Below are 20,091 nucleotides of genomic sequence, written 5' to 3'. Positions count from 1 at the left end.
TCGATCCGGGATCATTTGTTGTAAACGGCCTCCGGCAACCACAGTGCGATCTGCGGAAACACCATGATGATCGCCAGCGCCAGCGCCATCACCAGCACGAAGGGCAGGATCGACCCATAAATATCGCGCAGAGTAATGTCTGGCGGCGCCATGGCTCGCATCAGAAACAGGTTATAGCCAAATGGCGGTGTCATATAGGCGATCTGAGTCGTGATCGTGTACAGCACACCGTACCAGATCAGGTCGAATCCCAACGCCTGCACCAACGGCACGTAAAGCGGCGCCACGATCACCAGCATAGCCGTATCGTCAAGAAACGTGCCCATTACGATGAAACTCAGCTGCATCAGGATCAGGATCATCCAGGGGCTCAACCCCAGACGCTCGGTGAACAGGTTCTCGATGGCGCGCACCGCCCCAAGCCCGTCAAACACGGCGCCAAAAGCCAGCGCCGCCAGAATGATCCACATGAACATGCACGAAATACCCAGCGTCGAGCGCACCGAGGTCTCGAAAACCTGCCGATTCATCCGCCCTTTCAGAACCGCCGCGACAAAGGCCGTCAGCGCGCCGATGGCGGAACTTTCCACTAGGGAAGTCCAGCCGTTCACGAACGGGATCATCATCGCGGCAAAAATCGCCAGCGGCAGGACACCTGCGAAAAGCAGACGGTATTTCTCCTTGAGGAAGACATCCTTGTAAAAGGCCGGGGTTTTTCGGGTGGCAAAAGACAACGCACCAATCACTGCAGCGATGCCGATTGCGGCCTTGGCCGTCACTGCACCCAGGCCCAACAACGCCGGAACGGCGACAACGCCCAGCAAGGCAAGATAGTTCAGGCGCAAAGGATGGTCCGTAGTTCGTTCATATTCAGCCAGGTTTTCGCGATCCATGGCCTGACCCAAAGCAGGGTTCAGTTTGCAACGGATGGCGATGTAGAGAATGAACATAGCCGCCATCATCAGCCCCGGAATGACACCTGCCAACCATAGTTGTCCCACCGGCTGCCGCGCAATCATCGCGTAAAGAACGAGCACGACAGAGGGCGGCACGAGAATACCCAGGGATGAACCAGCCTGAATGACACCAGTCACCATGCGCTTGTCATATCCGCGCTTCAACAGTTCCGGCAGGGCGATCGTGGCGCCAATCGCCATACCTGCTACGCTCAGACCATTCATAGCAGAAATCAGGACCATGAGAGCAATCGTACCAATTGCCAGACCACCGTTCAGGCCGCCCATCCAGACATGAAACATCTTGTACAGATCGTCCGCGATCTTGGATTCCGACAGGACATATCCCATGAAGATGAACATCGGCAGCGTCAGCAGCGGATACCATTTCATCAGCTTCATCGCCGCGGCGAAACCGATGTCATACCCGCCCCGGTCGCCCCACAGCAGCAGCGAGGCCACCACGGCCACAAACCCGATGGCACCGAACACCCGCTGCCCGGTCATCAGCATCAACATCATGGTCGAGAACATGACAATGGCGATCATCTCGTAAGACATCAGATCGCCTCCCTCGGGAGGTCATCGCCCTTGATGCGCAGGATATCCTTGCACAACTCCGATACCGCCTGCAGCAGCATCAGAATCAGGCCTACCAGCATGATCACCTTGATCGGCCACAGGTAGGGTCGCCAGGCCGTCGGACTGCGTTCACCGTATTGCAGCGAATAGCTCAGACTGTCCCACCCGCCATAGATCAGCACACCCAGATAAAAGATCAGAAACAGAACCGTAAACGCATCCGTCCACGCCTGCCGTCGGCTTGACCATTCGCCATATAGCAAGTCCATCCGCACGTTCGACCCCATCTGGATCGAATACGGCCCGCCGAGGATGTAATAGGCCACCATCGCAAACTGCGCCACTTCCAGCGTCCACAACGACGGCAGAAAGAAAGTCTTGGAGATCGACGACCACAACAGGATGCCCATCATCACGAAGATGCCGTACATCACCACCCGGCCGATCCAGCGGTTTATCCCGTCGATGAACGAGACGTATCTCCGCATGAAATTCATGCCCGTTTCCCTGTTTTACTGACCGTTCCTCGGATGGGCCCGGTTCCGTTATCTTTGCGGCGCACGTGACTCGCGCTCTTGTCTCACATTGGGAGCCTTGGGCGCTCAGTTGTCAACAAACTTTCTGTAGACATGACTACATCAATGCCTACTCTGTAGAAAAAGCTAGATTTGAGGATACCCCGTGATCCCGACGACAAAGCTTGTGAAACAGATGCTGCAAGAAGGCATCGACGACCTTACCCGGTCCGAGCGGCAGCTTGCCTCGGTACTTCTGCAGGACTACCCGATGGCAGGGCTGCAATCGATCACCAAACTGGCAGGCGCTGCCGGGGTTTCGACGCCGACAGTAATCAGGATGGCCCGCAAACTGGGATTTGACGGCTTTCCTGATTTGCAGGAATCCCTGCGCAATGAGGTGGCCGCCCGGATAAAGAAACCGCTTTCCAAACGCGGCCCGTGGGTTGAAGAGGACACCGCAGAACACCCCTTGCCCCGTTTTGCGCAAGCCGTTTGGGCAAACATGCGCCACACGTTGGAACGCATCAACACGGCGGAATTCGATGCTGTTGCCAAATTGCTGGCCGACACCACCCGCCACCTCTATGTCGTGGGCGGGCGAATTACCCGTTCCAACGCCGATTATCTGTTCAACCACATGCAGATCATCCGGCCCAATGTGACCATGCTGGGCAATTCCACCAATGTCTGGCCGCAGTATCTGTTGGACATGGATGGCACGTCTGTTCTGATCATCTATGACATCCGCCGGTATGAGGCCCATCTCGAAAAACTGGCTGATATCGCCTCAAAGCGTGGGGCGACCGTTGTCTTGTTCACCGACCAGTGGGGATCTCCCATCGGTCGCAGGGCAAACATCACCTTTCACGGACTGGTCGAAGCACCTTCGAGTTGGGATTCGACCATTGCGTTACAGTTGATTTCCGAATCCCTGATCGCCCAAGTTCAGAACGCGCGATGGGAAGAAAGCAAGGAGCGGATCGAGGAGTTGGAGGCGATGTTTTCTTCGACCCGCTTGTTTCGGCGATAGAGAGGGTGTTGTCACGCCAAAGGTCATTCGGCTGGTCATGTCCGCGGTTGGACGCAAGTGACTTCGATGAGGTCATCGTCGATTGGCTACAAGCGCCACCGGTTTCCACCTCAGATCATCGCGCACGCGGTATGGTTGTACGCTCGTTTCAACCTGAGCTTCCGGGAAGTTGAAGAGATGCTGCTGCAGCGCGGGATAGATATGTCCGAAACTGTCCGGCGTAGGTCATCAAGTTCGGACCGCTGATCGCTCGAAACTTGTGACGCCAACAGGGTCGCCCAGGCAATGTCTGGCATCTTGATGTGGTTGTCGTGAAAATCTCTTATCGCAAGTATTGGCTTTGGCGCGCGGTCGATCAGCATGGCGTCGCTCTGGACGAGCTCCTTCAACAGAAACCGTACAAACGGGCGGCAAAACGGCTGTTTCGCCGCCTGACAAAGCGTCTTGGTTTCCTTCCCAAGCGGATCATCACGGACAAACTGCGTTCTTATGGTGCCCCCACGCGCCGTCGCTCCGCCCTCACAATCCGATATCGCCGCCTCGAAGCACTTGACGCCTGCAATCCGAATGCCAGGATCTCTATCTGCATCGCAAGTTAGCGTGACAAAATCCCTTAACGTCATTTTTACCCGAAACGCCCTACCACAGCATGAACGAGACCAAAAAAGGGTGCGCCATGATCCATTGGCCAAGGGTCAAACAGTTGCGGGACGAAGTCGGCGCGGACGAATTCCCCGAAGTGGTGCAGATCTTCATGGAAGAGGTGCAGGAAATGCTCGACCGCATCCGCGCCGATGCGGATCGGTCCGAACTGGAACGAAACCTGCATTTCCTCAAGGGCAGCGCCCTGAGCCTGGGATTTCAGGCCTTTTCCAAACTGTGCCAGGATGGTGAACGTCAATCCGCCGCCGGCGATGCGGAATTGGTGGACCTAGAGGAGATCACCAGAACCTTTACCGTCTCCCATTCTGAATTCCTGACCGGCTTGGCACAGAATACATAACCGTCAGATCACGAACTGAGCCAGCGTCTCATCCTCGGTGATGTCGGTATAGGTGAACCCTGCGTCATCAAGGTGCGCAAACAGACGCACGAAATTTTCGAGCTTGCTGGTCTCGATTCCGATCAGGACCGAACCGAAGTTGCGCGCCGATTTTTTCATATATTCAAAGCGGGCAATGTCATCCTCGGGCCCCAGAATTCCCAGAAACTCTTTTAATGCACCCGGACGTTGCGGCAGGCGAAGGATAAAATACTTTTTCACGCCGGAATAGCGCTGGGCGCGCTCTTTGACCTCGGGCAAGCGTTCGAAATCGAAATTGCCGCCCGAAGTGACGCAGACTACGGTCTTGCCCCGGATGAAGCTTTGCACATCCGCCACTGCTTCGACTGCCAGTGCACCTGCGGGCTCCAGGACGATACCTTCTACGTTCAGCATCTCCATGATCGTGGTGCAAATGCGGTCTTCGGACAGGACCAGAACGTCCGACAGGTGGCGCGATTTCAGCAGTTCGAATGGCCTGTCACCGATCCGGCCTACCGCAGCCCCGTCAACAAACGTGTCCACCCGGCCCAGCGACACCGGATGCCCCGCCGCCAGCGCCGCTCGCAGGCAAGCGCCGCCCTTGGGTTCGACGAACAAGCAATGCGTGCGGGCGCCAAACCACGTCGATACCCCCGCCGACATGCCGCCGCCACCAACCGGCAACAGAACGTGATCGGGCACGCCGCCAAGCTGCTCTTCGATCTCGACCGCCAACGAAGCCTGCCCCTCGATCACGTCCTCATCGTCAAAGGGCGACAGGAAATGCCCGCCCTGCCGAGCGCACCATTCCTGCGCCGAGGCCAGCGTGTGATCGAAATAGTCACCGGTCAGGTGGATCTCGACATTGTCGCCACCGAACATCCGGGTCTTCTGGATTTTTTGCTGTGGCGTCGTTACCGGCATGAAAATCACGCCCCTGACATCCAGATGCCTGCACATGAATGCGACGCCCTGCGCGTGATTGCCCGCGCTCGCACACACGAAAAGATCCTGCCCCTCCTGCTTCCGCATGGCGTTGAAGGCACCGCGGATCTTGTAGGATCGCACCGGGCTAAGATCCTCGCGCTTGAGCCAGATATCGGCATCATATTTTTCGGACAAGTGCACGTTCCGCTGCAGCGGCGTCGCTGGAAAAACGGTTCGCATCGCCTGTTCGGCGGCGCGGGCGCGGGTCATGAAATCAGTCATGCCGAATTCCCTGCCCCATCACCGTTGAAAGGGCAAGGAATACATATGTGTACCCGCAGCTTACCGTAGCTCGCGTCCCTCGACAAAAACGCCGTACATCGTGGTCAGGATGCTGACATTTATCAGCGGAAGGATCAGCAGAGAGGCGAACAGAACCAAAAGCGGGCCTAGAACGGGAACAATCATCAGGACCGTGCTGACAAGCTGAACAACCACCTGAAACAGGAACGAAGCGATGATCAGAACAACGACGGTTCCTGCCGTGCCGGTCGTTTTGTTCCACGCCGCCGACATGCTCAGCGGTTGGCCGATTGCGGCAGCAGGCAGAATGATCGCCAGTGGAAACAAAACAACGAGAATTAACAGCATATAAGCGATCATCACGATGATTGGCAGCCCGGCGGACCCACCGCTGACGGCCGCAAGCAAAAACGCCATTGGCAAAATGGCAATCAGCCCCAACAACCCCAGCAAAATACCGCGCCCGAAATAGGCCAGTATCCGGTCAAACCGGAACTCGGGGAATATCCCGCTGGGATATTCTTCCAGCAGGATGAACCGATGCCAGGATACCGCAATCCAGAACATGACCGTCCAGATGATCAGCATGAAAATCGAAAGGAACAGGAAAAAGCTCCCAGTCGTAACCCCTGGCGGCAACTTGGTGGTGCCTTCGTCAAACACCTCTGGTGTGATGCCCAACGCAAAAAAGGCACCTACTATCAAAACCAGCGCTACCAGAACCGGCCCAATCGTGATCTGAAGAACCTGCTTGAGATTGCCGAAAACCATACGTACCGAATGCAGAAAAATACTCCAACCCAACATAAAAACCGGTCCCTCAACCATTTGTTGTAAGTTCCTGCTTGTTTCACCCGATTTACTATCATGCGTCAATGCACTCCGCTTGCCCCCACGTCCAAAAACCGTTAGGGGCCAAGCGTCATTCGCATCAGAGGGAAGTCAGATGTCCGCGCCCAAGAAAGTTGTTCTGGCCTATTCCGGTGGCCTTGATACCTCGATCATTCTGAAATGGCTGCAGACCGAGTATGGGTGCGAGGTTGTGACCTTCACCGCCGATCTCGGTCAGGGCGAAGAACTGGACCCCGCCCGCAAGAAAGCCGAACTGCTCGGGATCAAGCCCGAAAACATCTATATCGAAGACATCCGCGAGGAATTCGTCCGCGATTTCGTCTTCCCGATGTTTCGTGCCAACGCGGTCTACGAAGGGCTATACCTGCTGGGCACGTCGATTGCCCGCCCGCTGATCTCGAAACGCCTGATCGAGATTGCCGAGGAAACCGGCGCCGATGCCGTCGCTCACGGCGCAACCGGCAAGGGCAACGATCAGGTGCGGTTCGAACTGGCGGCTTTCGCGCTGAACCCCGAAATCAAGGTGATTGCCCCCTGGCGCGAATGGGATCTGACCAGCCGAACCAAGCTGCTGGAATTTGCCGAGCAGAACCAGATTCCGATCGCCAAGGACAAGCGCGGCGAAGCTCCGTTCTCTGTCGATGCGAACCTGCTGCACACCTCGTCCGAGGGCAAGGTTCTGGAAGACCCGGCCGTTCAGGCGCCTGACTACGTCTATCAGCGCACCGTCCATCCCGAAGACGCGCCGAACGAGCCCGAATTCATCGAAATCGGTTTCGAAAAAGGCGACGCGGTCAGCATCAATGGCGAGGCTATGAGCCCGGCCACGATCCTGACCAAGCTGAACGAATATGGCGGTAGACACGGTATCGGTCGTCTGGACCTTGTCGAGGGCCGGTTCGTGGGCATGAAGTCTCGCGGTATCTATGAGACGCCGGGCGGCACTATCCTTCTGGAAGCGCATCGTGGGATCGAGTCGATCACCATGGATCGCGGCGCGATGCACCTGAAAGACCAGTTGATGCCGCAATATGCGGAACTCATCTATAACGGGTTCTGGTACAGCCCCGAGCGCGAGATGCTGCAGGCCGCCATCGACAAGTCGCAAGAACACGTGACCGGCACCGTTCGCGTGAAGCTGTATAAAGGTCTGGCCTCGACCGTGGGCCGCTGGTCCGAACACTCGCTCTATTCCGAGGCGCATGTGACGTTTGAGGAAGACGCCGGTGCATACGATCAAAAAGACGCGGCGGGCTTCATCAAGCTGAACGCCCTGCGCCTGCGCCTGCTGGCCACGCGCAACAAGCGCACTGCCAAGTGATCGACGACGACGGCATAAACGACGAACTCGACATGTTCATCGAGGCGCAGGACACGGTTTGGGCCGCTGTCCTGCGCGAACTGACCGAGGGCCGGAAAACCAGCCACTGGATGTGGTTCGTATTTCCGCAATTGGCCGAACTGGGCCGGTCCCACATGGCGCAGCTCTACGGGATCGAGGATCTGGACGAGGCCACCGCCTATCTCGATCACCCGGAACTGCGCCGCCGCCTTGTCGAGGTCAGTCGTCTGGTGCTGACCCACAAAGACAAGAACGCCTCCGATATCCTCGGCGGCATCGACGCCAAGAAACTGCGCTCCTGCATGACGCTCTTCACCGCCGTCCCCGGCGCGCCCGGCGAGTTTCAGGATATCCTTGATTGCTTCTACAATGGCGAAGCTTGCCCCCTGACCCTGACCGCGATCCAGCACAGCTGAACGCTGCCGCTTGGTCATCCTTGCCTTGTTCCCGGTGTCTTTCTAACGCTTGCGTAAACGACAAGAGGTCACCATGGCGCTTGAAGACATTGCAAACGGCATCCAGTCCGGTCTGACCGGCAAGACCTTCGACGGTACGCTGAAATTCGACTGCGGCGCAGATGGCGTCATTGTTCTGGCGGAAAACGCAGCCTCAACTCAGGACCGCGACACCGACTGCACGATCCGGATCTCAGCCGAAAACCTGACCAAACTGCTGACCGGTAAACTCAATCCGATGACCGGGGTGATGATGGGCAAACTCAAGATCACGGGCGATATGAGCGTTGCCATGAAGCTTGGGCAATTGTTAAAATAACTGCTCTCGGTTTTCCACAATGTGGCAGCGGCTGTTCCCCCAACGCGACTCAGAGTTTGGCCGCCTTCATCTTCTCATAATACGGCAGCGCGCCGTCCAGCACCGGCTGCAACTTTTCCGGTACCAATGGCAATTCCCCTTCGGGACCCGCAAAACCGGTCGAATTCCAGACCGAACCATACCAATGCGCCGCCCAGACGCCATCGTCGGGATGTCCGCCCCTCGGCCAGTTCAGCATATGCGGTGACCACGGGACGCCGATCGCATCACACAGTTTTTCCAACATCCCAGCCGGGTCTTCGCGAATGTCGTGGCTGTCGATCACCACAGGCTCACCGCCCCAGTTGCGCACCTCGTCGAACAGTTCGGCCTGCTGCCAGAACCCGATATCGTCCAACGTCGGGTTTTCGCGTTTGGCTCCGTAGCTTGCGATCACCCGCGACGGGTGACGGATCAGGAACACGTTTCTCACGCCCCTCATCCAGTCGCGCGGAATTCCGGGGATCATGTGCTGGGTCATGTGCTTCTGATACCAGAACGGGCGCGCGCCGGGGTTTGTCCCGGCCAGCCTTGCAGCTACCTCAGCCGGGTCCCGCGATTGCGCCGCCAAAATCTCTTCGCGCATCGGATGGTTCAGCCCGGTCATCGCAAGATAGGCCGCGTAAAACGGCTCGTCGATCACCGCGCAATCGGTGCGAGCTCCGAAACTGTACATCATTGCCGTCGACAAGTTGCGCGGCCCCGACCACATCGCGATCTTCACGACGATACCTCTTTGTTCTTCTCTCCCAATTGGCGGCAAGCTAGTCGCGAGGGCCCGCGAGGCCAAGGGGTAAACAACGCTTCACCTGTGTGTGAGAATACATGTCAGCGGATTGTTTTGTGCGCAAAGCGGATGCAGCCTGATTGCAAAGGAGATCCGCCATGACCTTGACCCGTGATTTCAAAGCCTTTGCCCTGTTCACTTTGATCCTGATCGCCGCCGCGTTGCGCTGCCTGCCCGCCGTTGCCGCCGAGACCCGGACTCTGACGGTGGCCGGTGGCTGTTTCTGGTGCGTGGAATCCGATTTCGAACACGCCCCCGGCGTGATCGAGGCGGTGTCGGGATATACCGGCGGAAAAATCGATGACCCGACCTACAAACAGGTCTCCGCCGGGGGCACCGGCCATTACGAGGCGGTGCAGATCACGTTCGACCCGGCTCAAGTGTCGCGCGACACATTGCTAAGCCTGTTTTTCCGCTCGATTGATCCAACCGATGCCGGCGGTCAGTTCTGTGATCGCGGCGATAGCTACAGAACCGCCGTTTTCGTCTCTAACGCGGACGAAAAGGCCATTGCCGAACAAGCCAGGGCCGATGCACAGACAGCCCTTGGCCAAGAAATCGTGACCCCGATCCTGAACAGTTCGACCTTCTATCCGGCCGAGGCCTATCATCAGGACTACTACAAAGGCACCAAATTGGTTCTGACCCGGTTCGGCCCCAAGCGTCAGGCAAGCGCCTACAAGGCCTATCGCAAAGCTTGCGGACGCGATCAACGGGTCAAGGAACTTTGGGGCGACGCCGCGCCATTTGCAGGAAGTTAATCCAGCTTCGTATTCCGGACTTCCTCCAGACCGGGGATGACGTCCGCCGTGCCGTGCCGCGTGACCATGATGGCTGCGGCACGCATCGCTTGGGAAATCGCCTCCGCCATCGGCAACCCCCCGTCCATCCCGGCCAGCACATAGCCGGTAAAGGTGTCGCCGGCCCCGGTTGTATCCACTGGCTGCACTTTGAAGGCCGGAAAACCCTGCGATTCACCTTTGTTAGTGTCAAAGTACCGCGCGCCCCTTGACCCAAGTGTCACGACCACCTGCGCCACCGGCAGTTGTTGCGGCGCCAGTCCGGTCGCGGTCTGCAACTGCTCTGCCTCGACCTCGTTCAGAATCAGAAAATCGATATGAGGCAGTACGGCCCTGACCGCCTCTGCATCGAATGGCGCCGCCGCGTAACAAACCTGCAACCCCAGGTCGCGCCCCATCTTCGCAGCCTCAACCTGCATGTTGGTTTCGTTCTGCAATACCAGCAGATCACCCTTCTGCGTGTGGTCCAGCGCCTGTTCCAATTGCGCCAAGGTGATCTCGCGGTTCGCCCCAGGAAACAGCACGATCAGGTTTTCACCCGACTGTTCGACCGCGATAATGGCATGGCCGGTCGCCACTTCCACCTGTGCGACGTGACGGGTATCGACGCCATAACCCGACAGCCGGTCAATCGCCCAGCGCCCTTCAGGCCCGACCGCACCGATATGCCGAACCTCAGCCCCGGCCCGCGCCGCCGCAACCGACATGTTGGCCCCCTTGCCACCCAGAAACCGCGACAAATCCGTGGCCGCCAGCGTTTCACCCGGTTGCGGCAGGTGCGGCACGGCATAAACCATGTCCGCATTGATCGAGCCGAGGTTCCAGATTGCCACGGTCTACCCGATCTTGGCCGAGGCCAGAACGGCCATGTTCAGGATGTCGTTTGCTGTCGACACGGTCGAACAGATCTGGATCGGCTTGTCGATCCCGGTCAGGATCGGCCCGATCACCGTTGCACCCGCCATTTCCTGCATCAATTTGGTCGAAATCGAAGCCGAGTGTCGGGCCGGCACTATCAGGATATTCGCAGGCCCGGTCAGGCGCGAAAAGGGATAGGCCTCTTGCGATCTGGCATTCAGCGCCACATCGACGGTCATTTCACCCTCGAACTCGAAATCGACCCCGCGCGCCTCCAGCACCCGGGGCGCTTTGTACAGCTTCTCGGTACGTTCCGAGACCGGATAGCCAAAGGTCGAGAAACTGACAAAGGCGACACGCGGCTCCATCCCCATGTGGCGGGCAACATCGGCGGCCCGCTCGGCAATGGTTGCCAGATCCTCTTCGGATGGCCATTCATGCACCAATGTGTCACCGATCAGAACGATACGACCCTTGTGCATCAGCGCAGTAATACCAGCCGCGCCATGAGCAGCATCGGCATCAAACACATGGTTGATCTGATCCAGAACATGCGCTGATTTCCGCGTTGCCCCGGTCACCAGCCCGTCGCCATGGCCGTGCGCCAGCATCAGGGCCGAAAACACGTGCCGATCCCGCGCCGCCAGACGGTGGATGTCCTTGCCGTCAAAACCCTTGCGCTGCAGGCGCTTGTACAGGAACGCCTTGTAGACCTCCAGATGCGTTGTATTCGCCGCATTGACCACCTCGATCTCGCGCACCGCGTCGCCAAGGCCCGCAACCTCCAGCTTTTGCTTGACGTCGTCCGGTCGGCCAACGACCAGCGCTTTGCCAAAGCCCGACCGCTGATAGGTGACAGCGGCGCGCAGCACCCGTGGATCGTCCCCTTCGGCAAAGATCATCCGGCTTTGCGCCTGACGCGCCCGTGCGTTGATGCCGCGCAGGATGCTGGCCGTCGGGTCCATTCGCGATTTCAGGCCCAGTTCATAGGCATCCATGTCGATGATCGGCCGCCGTGCGGCGCCCGTATCCATTCCTGCACGGGCCACGGCGGGCGGAATCCGGTGGATAAGGCGCGGGTCAAACGGCGTCGGGATAATGTAATCGCGCCCGAATGTCAGGTTCCGGCCATAGGCCATCGCCACTTCGTCCGGCACATCCTCGCGCGCCAGACGGGCCAGGGCGTGAGCACAGGCAATCTTCATCTCGTCATTGATGGCCCGGGCGTGGATATCCAGCGCGCCACGAAACAGGTACGGAAAGCCAAGAACGTTGTTGACCTGATTGGGATAGTCGCTGCGCCCGGTGGCCACGATCGCGTCCACGCGGACTTCGTGTGCCTCTTCCGGCGTGATCTCGGGGTCGGGGTTGGCCATCGCAAAGATGACCGGGTTGTCAGCCATGCTGGCGACCATCTCCTGCGTGACCGCGCCCTTGACCGACACACCCAGGAACACGTCCGCGCCCTTCATCGCATCTTCCAGTGTGCGTAACTCGGTCACGATCGCATGCGCAGATTTCCACTGATTCATGCCTTCGGTCCGACCCTGATAGATCACACCCTTGGTATCACAGACGATACAATTCTCATGCCGCGCACCCATCGCCTTGAGCAGCTCGATACAGGCAATCCCGGCAGCACCGGCGCCGTTCAGGACAATCTTCACATCCTCGATCTTCTTGCCCGAGATATGCAGCGCGTTGATCAGACCCGCCGCACAGATCACCGCCGTCCCGTGCTGGTCATCGTGGAAGACCGGAATGTCCATCTCTTCCTTCAGGCGTTGTTCGATGATGAAGCACTCGGGCGCCTTGATGTCTTCCAGATTGATCCCGCCAAAGGTCGGCCCCATCAGGCGCACCGCACGGCAGAATTCATCCGGGTCTTCGGTGTCCAGCTCGATATCGATCGAATTCACGTCAGCGAACCGTTTAAACAGGACCGATTTGCCCTCCATCACCGGTTTCGAGCCCAGCGCCCCTAGATTGCCAAGACCCAGAACCGCCGTCCCGTTCGAAATCACCGCCACAAGATTGCCCTTGTTGGTATAGTCATAGGCCGTCTCGGGGTTGGCCGCGATGGCTTCGCACGGCACTGCCACGCCAGGGCTATAGGCCAGTGACAGGTCTCGCTGCGTGGTCATTGGAACGGTGGCCTGCACCTCCCATTTGCCGGGGGTCGGTTCCAGGTGAAAGGCAAGCGCCTCTTCGGGGGTGATCTTCGCTTTGGGCATGAGATATGTCGTTTTCCGCGCTGTTGGGCTTTTCCGCCTCTTACAGCAGGCAAGCGCCCGCCTCAACGACAATGCGTTTTCGCCTTTCGTCGCAGTTTACGGATTTGTAAGGTCCCCCCGGAACACGCCGGGAGATGTCAGTCTTGTCCAACGTCACGCCAATGATGGCGCAATATCTCGCAATCAAAGAGGCCCACGCCGATGCCCTGCTGTTTTACCGGATGGGCGATTTCTACGAGATGTTCTTTGAAGACGCCATGAATGCCGCGGAAGCGCTGGATATCGCGCTGACCAAACGCGGCAAGCACAATGACCAGGACATTCCGATGTGCGGGGTTCCGGTTCATTCTGCCGAAGGATACCTGCTGACACTGATCCGCAAGGGCTTTCGCGTTGCCGTCTGCGAACAGATGGAAAGTCCGGCCGAGGCTAAGAAAAGAGGCTCTAAATCAGTGGTAAAGCGCGATGTCGTGCGCCTTGTCACCCCCGGAACCCTGACCGAAGACGCGCTGCTCGAAGCGCGCCGACACAACTTTCTGGCCGCCTATGCCGAGGTTCGTGACCAGGCCGCCCTGGCCTGGGCGGATATATCGACCGGTGCGTTCCACGTGATGCCCCTTTCACCCGTTCGGCTCAGCCCCGAACTTGCGCGGCTGGCCCCTTCCGAACTGATCGTCGCTGACGGAATGGATGGAAAGCTAGTCGAAACCACCCGTGACCTAGGCGTTCCGATCACCCCGATCGGGCGCGCAAGTTTCGACAGCACAGCTGGTGAAAAGCGTATCTGTACCCTGTTCGCCGTGGGCGCGCTGGACGCGTTCGGTACATTCGACCGCGCCGAGGTCGCAGCGATGGGCGCTCTGGTCGACTATCTGGACATCACACAAAAAGGCAAACTGCCGCTATTGCAGGTGCCCCAGAAAGAGGCCCAGGACCGCGTAGTTCAGATCGACGCCGCCACCCGCCGCAATCTGGAAATCACCCGTTCGTTGTCCGGTGGCCGCGCCGGCTCTCTGTTGTCGGTCATTGACCGCACGGTGACGGCGGGCGGCGCGCGACTGCTGGAACAACGCCTGTCCAGCCCGTCCCGATCGCCCGATATCATTCACGCCCGTCACGATGCGGTAGGTTTTTGCGTCGAAGAGACCCTTCTGGCCTCGGATCTGCGCGAAGCATTGCGCAAAACCCCGGATCTGGACCGCGCCCTGTCGCGGCTGTCGCTTGATCGGGGCGGACCGCGCGATCTGGCGGCCATCCGTAACGGGCTTTCACAGGCGGAACAAATCGCTGGCCTCTGCGCCGCTGACGACTTGCCTTCGATTCTGTCCGATGCAGTTCATAGCCTGACCGGTTTTGATGACCTGCTCGGGCTTCTGGACGCCGCGCTTGTCTCTGAACCCCCGCTGCTGGCCCGCGATGGCGGTTTCATCGCCGCTGGCTATGACTCGGAACTGGACGAGGCCCGTACTTTGCGCGACCAGGGCCGTTCCGTCATCGCCGGGTTTCAGCAGAAATACATCGATCACACCGGCATCGCCTCGCTGAAGATCAAGCACAACAATGTGCTGGGCTATTTCATCGAAACCACAGCAACCCACGCCTCAAAGATGCTCGGCGTTCCCCTCAACGAGACCTACATCCATCGCCAGACAACCGCCAATCAGGTGCGCTTCACCACGGTCGAGCTCAGCGAAATCGAAACCCGCATCCTGAATGCGGGCAATCTGGCGCTGGAGATCGAAAAGAGGCTCTATTCAGGGCTTTCTGACGCCATTCTCGATCAGGCGGCCCGACTGAACCAGGCGGCACGCGGCCTGGCCGAGCTTGACCTGACCGCCGCGCTGGCCGACCTAGCGCGCGGGGAAGACTGGTGCCGCCCCACCGTCGACACATCCCGCGCCTTTGACATAAAAGGCGGCCGTCACCCTGTGGTCGAACACGCCCTGCGCCAACAAGGCGGGGACGCCTTCATCGCCAACGACTGCGATCTGTCGGCCGAGAATGGCGCCGCAATCTGGCTTTTGACCGGCCCGAACATGGCCGGTAAATCAACTTTCCTGCGCCAGAACGCGCTCATTGCCCTGCTGGCGCAAATGGGCAGCTACGTGCCGGCCGACACCGCCCATGTCGGGCTTGTCAGTCAACTTTTCAGCCGGGTCGGTGCATCCGATGATCTGGCACGGGGGCGCTCGACTTTCATGGTCGAGATGGTCGAAACTGCCGCCATCCTCAATCAGGCCGACGACCGCGCGCTGGTCATCCTCGATGAGATTGGCCGAGGCACAGCCACTTATGACGGCCTCTCCATTGCTTGGGCCACGCTGGAACACCTGCACGCATCCAACAAATGCCGCGCCCTGTTTGCCACCCACTATCACGAACTGACAGCCTTGGCCGGCAGCCTCGAAGGCGTCGACAATGCCACCGTCGCGGTGCGCGAATGGGAAGGCGAGGTCATTTTCCTGCACGAGGTCCGCAAGGGCGCTGCCGACCGGTCCTATGGTGTACAGGTCGCCCAGCTTGCAGGCCTGCCGCCCTCGGTCGTCGAACGCGCCCGCGTCGTACTCGACCAGTTGGAGAAATCCGAACGTGAAGGCGGCAGGCAAAAGGCGCTGATCGACGATCTGCCTCTCTTCTCCGCTGCACCGCCACCGCCGTCGCCAATGCCGAAATCCTCGCCTGTCACTGACATTCTCAAGAATGTCCTGCCCGACGAACTCTCCCCGCGCGAGGCGCTGGACCTGATTTACAAACTGAAAGAGGCGGCCAACACCTGACCGCCCCTTCATCTTTCGAAGAATACTCTCGCCGGAGGCTTGGTCGCGCGCCGGCGAAGCCGATCAGCTTGCTGGCATCGACGACACGCCAACCTGCGCCGGGCGCAGCAAACGGTCATGCAGCATAAAGCCCTCGGCTGACACCTGAATGATGTCACCCGCCTTGGTACCCGGCAAAGGAGCCTCGAACATCGCTTCGTGCATCTGTGGGTCGAACCGATCCCCAACCTCGGGCGAAATCACTTGAATCCCATGTTTCTGGAACACGTCGCGCAGCGCGCGCATGGTCAGTTCCACGCCTTCGATCAGTGCCGCCGAAACATCCCGCTGCTCTTCGGTTGCCGCTTCCAGTGCACGTTTCATGTTGTCGTAGACCGGCAACATGTCGCGCGCCAGCTTTGATCCGCCATAGTTCTCGGCATCCCGCCGCGCTTTTTCGCCCCGTTTACGGGCGTTTTCCGCATCCGCCAGCGCGCGCATGAACTTGTCCTTCAGTTCATCCCGCTCGGCGCGCAGCGCGTCCAGCTCCAGCGCCTCTTCGCTGATTTCCGCCAACTCCTCGGCCAGTTCTTCGGCCTCTGCGGTCGCAATATCGTCCAGAAACTCTTCGTTCTTCGGCTCTGCCATCTTTCCACCTCTAGCTCCGGTCGGAAATCAGCTTTCCAACCAGTTGTGCCGTATAATCCACGATCGGCACGATCCGTCCGTAATTCAGGCGCGTCGGGCCAATCACTCCCACCGCGCCGATGATCTTTCGATCAGCGTTCATATATGGAGACACCACCAAAGAGGAACCCGAAAGTGAGAAAAGTTTGTTCTCCGAACCGATAAAAATGCGCACACCCTCGCCGGTTTCGGTCAATTCCAGGAATTCGGCAATGTCGCGCTTGCGTTCCAGATCATCAAACAAGCTCCGGATACGCTCCAGCTCTGCCTCCTGACCGGTACCGTCCAACAGATTCGCTCGTCCCCGCACGATCAGGCGGGCCGAATCTTCGCCATCTCCATCCCAAAGGGCAAGGCCGCTCTCGACGAGTTCGCGCGCCAGCGCATCGATTTCCTGACGCCGCGCGGCGATGTCGCTCTGCATCATCCGACGGACCTCGGTCAGCGTCCGCCCCTCGATCAAGGCATTGAGGAAATTGGCCGCCTCTCGCATCGAACTGGGCGTCTGTCCCGGCGGCGGCGAGAACAACCGGTTCTCTACATGCCCGTCTGAAAACACCAGCACCACCAACGCCCGATCATGCGCCAGCGACACGAATTCGATATGCTTGATCTCGGCCTCATGCTTGGGCGTCAGCACCAAAGATGCACCGTGCGTCACGTTCGACAAGGCCGATCCGACCCTGTCCAGCATGCCGCTGACATCGCCCGCATTATCGCCCAGGGTGGCGTCCAGCTTCTGCCGGTCGTCCGCTCCCAGATCGCCAACTTCCAGCAATCCATCAACGAACATGCGCAGTCCCATCTGCGTCGGCACGCGGCCTGCGCTGATATGGGGGCTGTTCAACAGGCCCAGATACTCCAGATCCTGCATCACGTTGCGAACCGTAGCGGCGCTGACCTTTTCGCTTAACGTCCGGGTCAGGGTACGGCTGCCAACGGGCTCGCCACTGTCAAGATAGCTTTCCACGATCAACCGGAAAACCTCGCGCGACCGTTCGTTCATCTCGTTCAGGATTTTGTTTGCTTCACTCATCAGCGCCTCTTACTGGGTCGCCATTAAATCGCAGGTTCGGGAAAGGTCAATCGGGGTTGCATCGCCATACGTGCGGGCGGTATCCCGAGACCAGCAAACAAAGGATTTCTCATGCGACCCTCAGGACGAGATTTAAGCGAAATGCGCCCGGTTTCAATCGAGACGGGATTCACCAAACATGCCGAAGGCTCTTGCCTGATCAGAATGGGTGGCACCCATGTTCTGTGCACCGCAACCATCGAAGATCGTGTGCCGCCTTTTATCAAGGGCTCGGGGCTGGGCTGGGTCACCGCCGAATACGGCATGCTGCCACGCGCGACCAACACCCGGATGCGGCGCGAGGCCGCGTCGGGCAAGCAAGGCGGTCGGACTGTTGAAATCCAGCGGTTGATCGGCCGGGCCCTGCGTGCCGGTGTCGACCGTGTGGCCCTTGGCGAACGTCAGATCACCGTCGACTGCGACGTCATTCAGGCCGATGGCGGAACCCGCTGCGCCTCGATTACCGGTGGCTGGGTCGCGCTCCGCCTTGCGGTTAACAAGCTGATGAAGACAGGCGATGTAATCTCGGATCCGCTGATCGACCCGGTCGCCGCCGTATCCTGCGGTATCTATGCCGGCCAACCTGTGCTTGACCTCGACTATCCCGAAGACAGCGAAGCGGGCGTTGACGGCAATTTCATCATGACCGGTTCGGGTAAGCTGATCGAGATACAGATGAGTGCCGAAGGTTCGGTTTATTCCCGCGATCAGATGAACCAATTGCTGGATCTGGCGGAAAAAGGCGTCGGTGAACTGGTTGCCGCCCAAAAGGCCGCCACCGCATGATACGGCACTTCGACGGCGACACACTGCTGGTGGCAACCCACAACAAGGGCAAGCTGGAGGAGATGGCGCATCTCCTCACCCCATTTGGGGTCAAGGTTGTGGGCGCGGGCGAGATGAACCTGCCGGAGCCGGAAGAAACCGAGGATACATTCGTCGGAAACGCCCGGATCAAGGCCCATGCCGCTGCCCAAGCCACTGGCCTGCCGGCGCTGTCGGACGATTCCGGCATCACCATTGACGGGCTGGACGGCGCACCAGGTGTCTATACCGCCGATTGGGCCGAAACCGAAAATGGGCGCGATTTCCTGATGGCCATGGCCCGCGCCCATACCGAGCTTGAGAAGCGCAACGCCCCCCATCCTCGCACCGCCCAGTTTCGCTGCACCCTGGTGCTGGCCTGGCCCGATGGTCATGACGAAGTGTTCGAGGGCATCGCTCCGGGCCACCTCGTCTGGCCCATTCGCGGAGCCGAAGGCTTCGGCTATGACCCCATGTTCGTGCCCGACGGCTATGATCAGACCTTTGCCGAGATGGACCGTTGGGAAAAGAACAAGATCAGCCACCGGGCAAAAGCGGTGGAGAAATTCGTGCAGGGCTGTTTTGGCGGATGATTGGCGCAACGGGGGCTTTGGGCTCTATGTGCATTGGCCGTTTTGCGAGGCCAAATGCCCCTATTGCGATTTCAATAGCCACGTTTCACGTGAAATCAATCAAAACCAATGGCTTAACGCCTATCTGAGCGAGCTCGAACGCTCCGCCGCGGAAACCCCGAACAGGGTGCTCGACACCATCTTCTTTGGCGGCGGCACCCCATCCCTGATGGACCCCGCCACAGTCGCGGCTGTCATAAACAAGGCGCGTGCCCTGTGGCGGCCATCCAACAACATGGAAATCACGCTCGAGGCCAATCCCGGTTCGGTCGACGCGGGCCGCTTTGCCGCCTATCGCGATGCAGGGGTCAACCGTGTGTCGATGGGAATTCAGGCGCTGAATGACGAAGATCTCCGCCGCCTTGGCCGTATACATACCGTCGCCGAAGCGCGCGCGGCTTTTGACATCGCCCGCAATTGCTTCGACCGCGTCAGCTTTGACCTTATCTATGCCCGCCAGCACCAGACGCTTGAAGGGTGGCGCGCCGAGCTCACTGAAGCCTTGTCGATGGCTATCGATCACCTGTCGCTTTATCAACTGACCATCGAGGAAGGCACCGCATTCGGCGACCGCTATGCAGTCGGAAAATTGCGCGGCCTGCCCGAGGATGACAGCGCCGCCGACATGTATCTTGCCACGCAACAAGTCTGCGAGGCGCATGGCATGCCCGCTTACGAAATATCCAACCACGCCCGCGACGGCGCTCAATCGCGGCACAACCTGATCTATTGGCGCTACGGCGATTACGTTGGCATCGGCCCGGGCGCGCATGGCCGCCTCACATTGGGCGGGCGCAAATTCGCAACCGAAACCGCCTTGAACCCCTCCGCCTGGCTGAATGCGGCTGCGGCGGGCAACGGCGAAAGCGCCAGAACGGAACTGACCACACAGGAACAAGCAAACGAATACCTCATGATGGGGTTGCGGGTGTCCGACGGCCTAGATGTTGATCGTTATCAACTGTTGTCAGGCAAAACTATGCCTTTCGACACGATATCCCATCTGACCGAAATCGGAATGATCGAAACAGAAGGAAATCGCCTGCGCGCAACTCGTGACGGGCGGGCGGTTCTGAACGCGGTCATCCGCGAGATTCTGGTGGACTGAGCG

19 protein-coding genes and 1 pseudogene are annotated in these 20,091 nt (G+C 59.0%); 11 read left to right on the top strand and 9 right to left on the bottom strand.

Annotated features, from left to right (window positions below; translation table 11 throughout):
* Positions 1-11: 11 nt before the first annotated feature.
* Together AC2FMY_RS00920 and AC2FMY_RS00915 are read right to left on the bottom strand one after the other, a co-directional pair.
* Positions 12-1,517 carry a TRAP transporter large permease gene (locus tag AC2FMY_RS00920; protein WP_480750073.1) on the bottom strand — a complete coding sequence of 502 codons (1,506 nt, stop codon included), beginning with the start codon at positions 1,515-1,517 and terminating at the stop codon, positions 12-14.
* Entirely contained in the window at positions 1,517-2,035 is a 519-nt protein-coding gene (locus tag AC2FMY_RS00915; RefSeq protein ID WP_480750072.1) for a TRAP transporter small permease subunit, read from the bottom strand. Before AC2FMY_RS00915 ends, AC2FMY_RS00920 begins: the two co-directional genes overlap by 1 nt.
* 184 nt (positions 2,036-2,219) lie before the next feature.
* On the opposite strand from AC2FMY_RS00915, the gene AC2FMY_RS00910 reads away from it, so the two are divergent.
* The 3 genes and pseudogenes from AC2FMY_RS00910 (at position 2,220) to AC2FMY_RS00900 (ending at position 4,089) form a co-directional block, all read left to right on the top strand.
* Complete coding sequence (locus AC2FMY_RS00910) at positions 2,220-3,086, top strand: MurR/RpiR family transcriptional regulator (protein WP_480750071.1); 867 nt, start codon at positions 2,220-2,222, stop codon at positions 3,084-3,086.
* Between the two features lie 66 nt (positions 3,087-3,152).
* Positions 3,153-3,685, top strand: a pseudogene (locus tag AC2FMY_RS00905) (IS6 family transposase).
* A 50-nt stretch (positions 3,686-3,735) separates the two neighbouring features.
* Positions 3,736-4,089 carry an Hpt domain-containing protein gene (locus AC2FMY_RS00900; protein WP_496806868.1) on the top strand — a complete coding sequence of 118 codons (354 nt, stop codon included), beginning with the start codon at positions 3,736-3,738 and terminating at the stop codon, positions 4,087-4,089.
* Positions 4,090-4,092: 3 nt separating this feature from the next.
* Here the strand turns inward: AC2FMY_RS00900 and ilvA are convergent, their stop codons facing one another.
* The gene (gene ilvA, locus AC2FMY_RS00895) at positions 4,093-5,319 is read right to left on the bottom strand and encodes a threonine ammonia-lyase IlvA (RefSeq protein WP_496806867.1); all 1,227 of its coding nucleotides are present in this window, start codon (positions 5,317-5,319) and stop codon (positions 4,093-4,095) included.
* A gap of 60 nt (positions 5,320-5,379) precedes the next feature.
* Positions 5,380-6,111 (bottom strand): hypothetical protein, encoded by a 732-nt coding sequence (locus tag AC2FMY_RS00890; protein WP_496806866.1) that lies wholly within the window; start codon positions 6,109-6,111, stop codon positions 5,380-5,382.
* 175 nt (positions 6,112-6,286) lie between these two features.
* Here AC2FMY_RS00890 and AC2FMY_RS00885 point away from each other — a divergent pair, with 175 nt between their 5' ends.
* The 3 genes from AC2FMY_RS00885 to AC2FMY_RS00875 all read left to right on the top strand — a co-directional run bounded on the left by AC2FMY_RS00885 (position 6,287) and on the right by AC2FMY_RS00875 (position 8,308).
* On the top strand, positions 6,287-7,513 hold the full coding sequence (locus AC2FMY_RS00885; protein ID WP_496745140.1) for an argininosuccinate synthase: 1,227 nt from the start codon (positions 6,287-6,289) through the stop codon (positions 7,511-7,513).
* Between the two features lie 32 nt (positions 7,514-7,545).
* Complete coding sequence (locus AC2FMY_RS00880; protein ID WP_480750197.1) at positions 7,546-7,950, top strand: DUF1810 domain-containing protein; 405 nt, start codon at positions 7,546-7,548, stop codon at positions 7,948-7,950.
* 73 nt (positions 7,951-8,023) lie between these two features.
* Complete coding sequence (locus AC2FMY_RS00875; RefSeq protein ID WP_480750066.1) at positions 8,024-8,308, top strand: SCP2 sterol-binding domain-containing protein; 285 nt, start codon at positions 8,024-8,026, stop codon at positions 8,306-8,308.
* A gap of 49 nt (positions 8,309-8,357) precedes the next feature.
* Here AC2FMY_RS00875 and AC2FMY_RS00870 read toward each other — a convergent pair whose 3' ends face one another.
* Complete coding sequence (locus tag AC2FMY_RS00870) at positions 8,358-9,071, bottom strand: sulfotransferase-like domain-containing protein (protein ID WP_496745142.1); 714 nt, start codon at positions 9,069-9,071, stop codon at positions 8,358-8,360.
* 161 nt (positions 9,072-9,232) lie between these two features.
* Between AC2FMY_RS00870 and msrA the strand changes: the two genes are divergently transcribed.
* Positions 9,233-9,895: a peptide-methionine (S)-S-oxide reductase MsrA gene (gene msrA / locus AC2FMY_RS00865; RefSeq protein WP_496806865.1), complete on the top strand. Its 663-nt coding sequence runs from the start codon at positions 9,233-9,235 to the stop codon at positions 9,893-9,895.
* Here msrA and AC2FMY_RS00860 read toward each other — a convergent pair.
* Together AC2FMY_RS00860 and AC2FMY_RS00855 are read right to left on the bottom strand one after the other, a co-directional pair.
* Positions 9,892-10,767: a ribokinase gene (locus tag AC2FMY_RS00860; RefSeq protein ID WP_496745146.1), complete on the bottom strand. Its 876-nt coding sequence runs from the start codon at positions 10,765-10,767 to the stop codon at positions 9,892-9,894. The two genes, msrA and AC2FMY_RS00860, sit on opposite strands and share 4 nt — an antisense overlap.
* 3 nt (positions 10,768-10,770) lie before the next feature.
* On the bottom strand, positions 10,771-13,026 hold the full coding sequence (locus AC2FMY_RS00855) for an NADP-dependent malic enzyme (protein ID WP_496806864.1): 2,256 nt from the start codon (positions 13,024-13,026) through the stop codon (positions 10,771-10,773).
* A 161-nt stretch (positions 13,027-13,187) separates the two neighbouring features.
* Between AC2FMY_RS00855 and mutS the strand changes: the two genes are divergently transcribed.
* Positions 13,188-15,803: a DNA mismatch repair protein MutS gene (gene mutS, locus AC2FMY_RS00850; RefSeq protein ID WP_496806888.1), complete on the top strand. Its 2,616-nt coding sequence runs from the start codon at positions 13,188-13,190 to the stop codon at positions 15,801-15,803.
* A gap of 63 nt (positions 15,804-15,866) precedes the next feature.
* On the opposite strand, the gene AC2FMY_RS00845 is transcribed toward mutS, so the two are convergent.
* Together AC2FMY_RS00845 and hrcA are read right to left on the bottom strand one after the other, a co-directional pair.
* On the bottom strand, positions 15,867-16,430 hold the full coding sequence (locus tag AC2FMY_RS00845; protein ID WP_480750061.1) for a nucleotide exchange factor GrpE: 564 nt from the start codon (positions 16,428-16,430) through the stop codon (positions 15,867-15,869).
* Between the two features lie 10 nt (positions 16,431-16,440).
* The gene (gene hrcA, locus AC2FMY_RS00840; RefSeq protein ID WP_480750060.1) at positions 16,441-17,505 is read right to left on the bottom strand and encodes a heat-inducible transcriptional repressor HrcA; all 1,065 of its coding nucleotides are present in this window, start codon (positions 17,503-17,505) and stop codon (positions 16,441-16,443) included.
* A 111-nt stretch (positions 17,506-17,616) separates the two neighbouring features.
* On the opposite strand from hrcA, the gene rph reads away from it, so the two are divergent.
* The 3 genes from rph to hemW are packed head-to-tail and all read left to right on the top strand — an operon-like array spanning position 17,617 to position 20,088.
* Positions 17,617-18,330: a ribonuclease PH gene (gene rph / locus AC2FMY_RS00835; protein ID WP_496806863.1), complete on the top strand. Its 714-nt coding sequence runs from the start codon at positions 17,617-17,619 to the stop codon at positions 18,328-18,330.
* Positions 18,327-18,941, top strand: coding sequence for an RdgB/HAM1 family non-canonical purine NTP pyrophosphatase (gene rdgB, locus AC2FMY_RS00830; protein ID WP_480750058.1), 615 nt, complete (start codon positions 18,327-18,329; stop codon positions 18,939-18,941). Before rph ends, rdgB begins: the two co-directional genes overlap by 4 nt.
* Complete coding sequence (gene hemW / locus AC2FMY_RS00825) at positions 18,931-20,088, top strand: radical SAM family heme chaperone HemW (protein WP_496806862.1); 1,158 nt, start codon at positions 18,931-18,933, stop codon at positions 20,086-20,088. Before rdgB ends, hemW begins: the two co-directional genes overlap by 11 nt.
* Positions 20,089-20,091 lie beyond the last annotated feature (3 nt).

This window comes from Ruegeria sp. YKSE079, assembly GCF_059612845.1.
The sequence above is the reverse complement of the archived record's forward strand: the minus strand, read 5'-3'. Positions and strand labels throughout refer to the sequence as shown.

Excerpts from the sequence above, each read along its gene's own strand:
- AC2FMY_RS00920 (WP_480750073.1), bottom strand. The coding sequence starts at position 1,517 with ATGTCTTACGAGATGATCGCCATTGTCATGTTCTCGACCATGATGTTG.
- AC2FMY_RS00915 (WP_480750072.1), bottom strand. The coding sequence starts at position 2,035 with ATGAATTTCATGCGGAGATACGTCTCGTTCATCGACGGGATAAACCGC.
- AC2FMY_RS00900 (WP_496806868.1), top strand. The coding sequence starts at position 3,736 with ATGAACGAGACCAAAAAAGGGTGCGCCATGATCCATTGGCCAAGGGTC.
- ilvA (WP_496806867.1), bottom strand. The coding sequence starts at position 5,319 with ATGACTGATTTCATGACCCGCGCCCGCGCCGCCGAACAGGCGATGCGA.
- AC2FMY_RS00890 (WP_496806866.1), bottom strand. The coding sequence starts at position 6,111 with ATGGTTTTCGGCAATCTCAAGCAGGTTCTTCAGATCACGATTGGGCCG.
- AC2FMY_RS00885 (WP_496745140.1), top strand. The coding sequence starts at position 6,287 with ATGTCCGCGCCCAAGAAAGTTGTTCTGGCCTATTCCGGTGGCCTTGAT.
- AC2FMY_RS00880 (WP_480750197.1), top strand. The coding sequence starts at position 7,546 with ATGTTCATCGAGGCGCAGGACACGGTTTGGGCCGCTGTCCTGCGCGAA.
- AC2FMY_RS00875 (WP_480750066.1), top strand. The coding sequence starts at position 8,024 with ATGGCGCTTGAAGACATTGCAAACGGCATCCAGTCCGGTCTGACCGGC.
- msrA (WP_496806865.1), top strand. The coding sequence starts at position 9,233 with ATGACCTTGACCCGTGATTTCAAAGCCTTTGCCCTGTTCACTTTGATC.
- AC2FMY_RS00855 (WP_496806864.1), bottom strand. The coding sequence starts at position 13,026 with ATGCCCAAAGCGAAGATCACCCCCGAAGAGGCGCTTGCCTTTCACCTG.
- mutS (WP_496806888.1), top strand. The coding sequence starts at position 13,188 with ATGATGGCGCAATATCTCGCAATCAAAGAGGCCCACGCCGATGCCCTG.
- AC2FMY_RS00845 (WP_480750061.1), bottom strand. The coding sequence starts at position 16,430 with ATGGCAGAGCCGAAGAACGAAGAGTTTCTGGACGATATTGCGACCGCA.
- hrcA (WP_480750060.1), bottom strand. The coding sequence starts at position 17,505 with ATGAGTGAAGCAAACAAAATCCTGAACGAGATGAACGAACGGTCGCGC.
- rph (WP_496806863.1), top strand. The coding sequence starts at position 17,617 with ATGCGACCCTCAGGACGAGATTTAAGCGAAATGCGCCCGGTTTCAATC.
- rdgB (WP_480750058.1), top strand. The coding sequence starts at position 18,327 with ATGATACGGCACTTCGACGGCGACACACTGCTGGTGGCAACCCACAAC.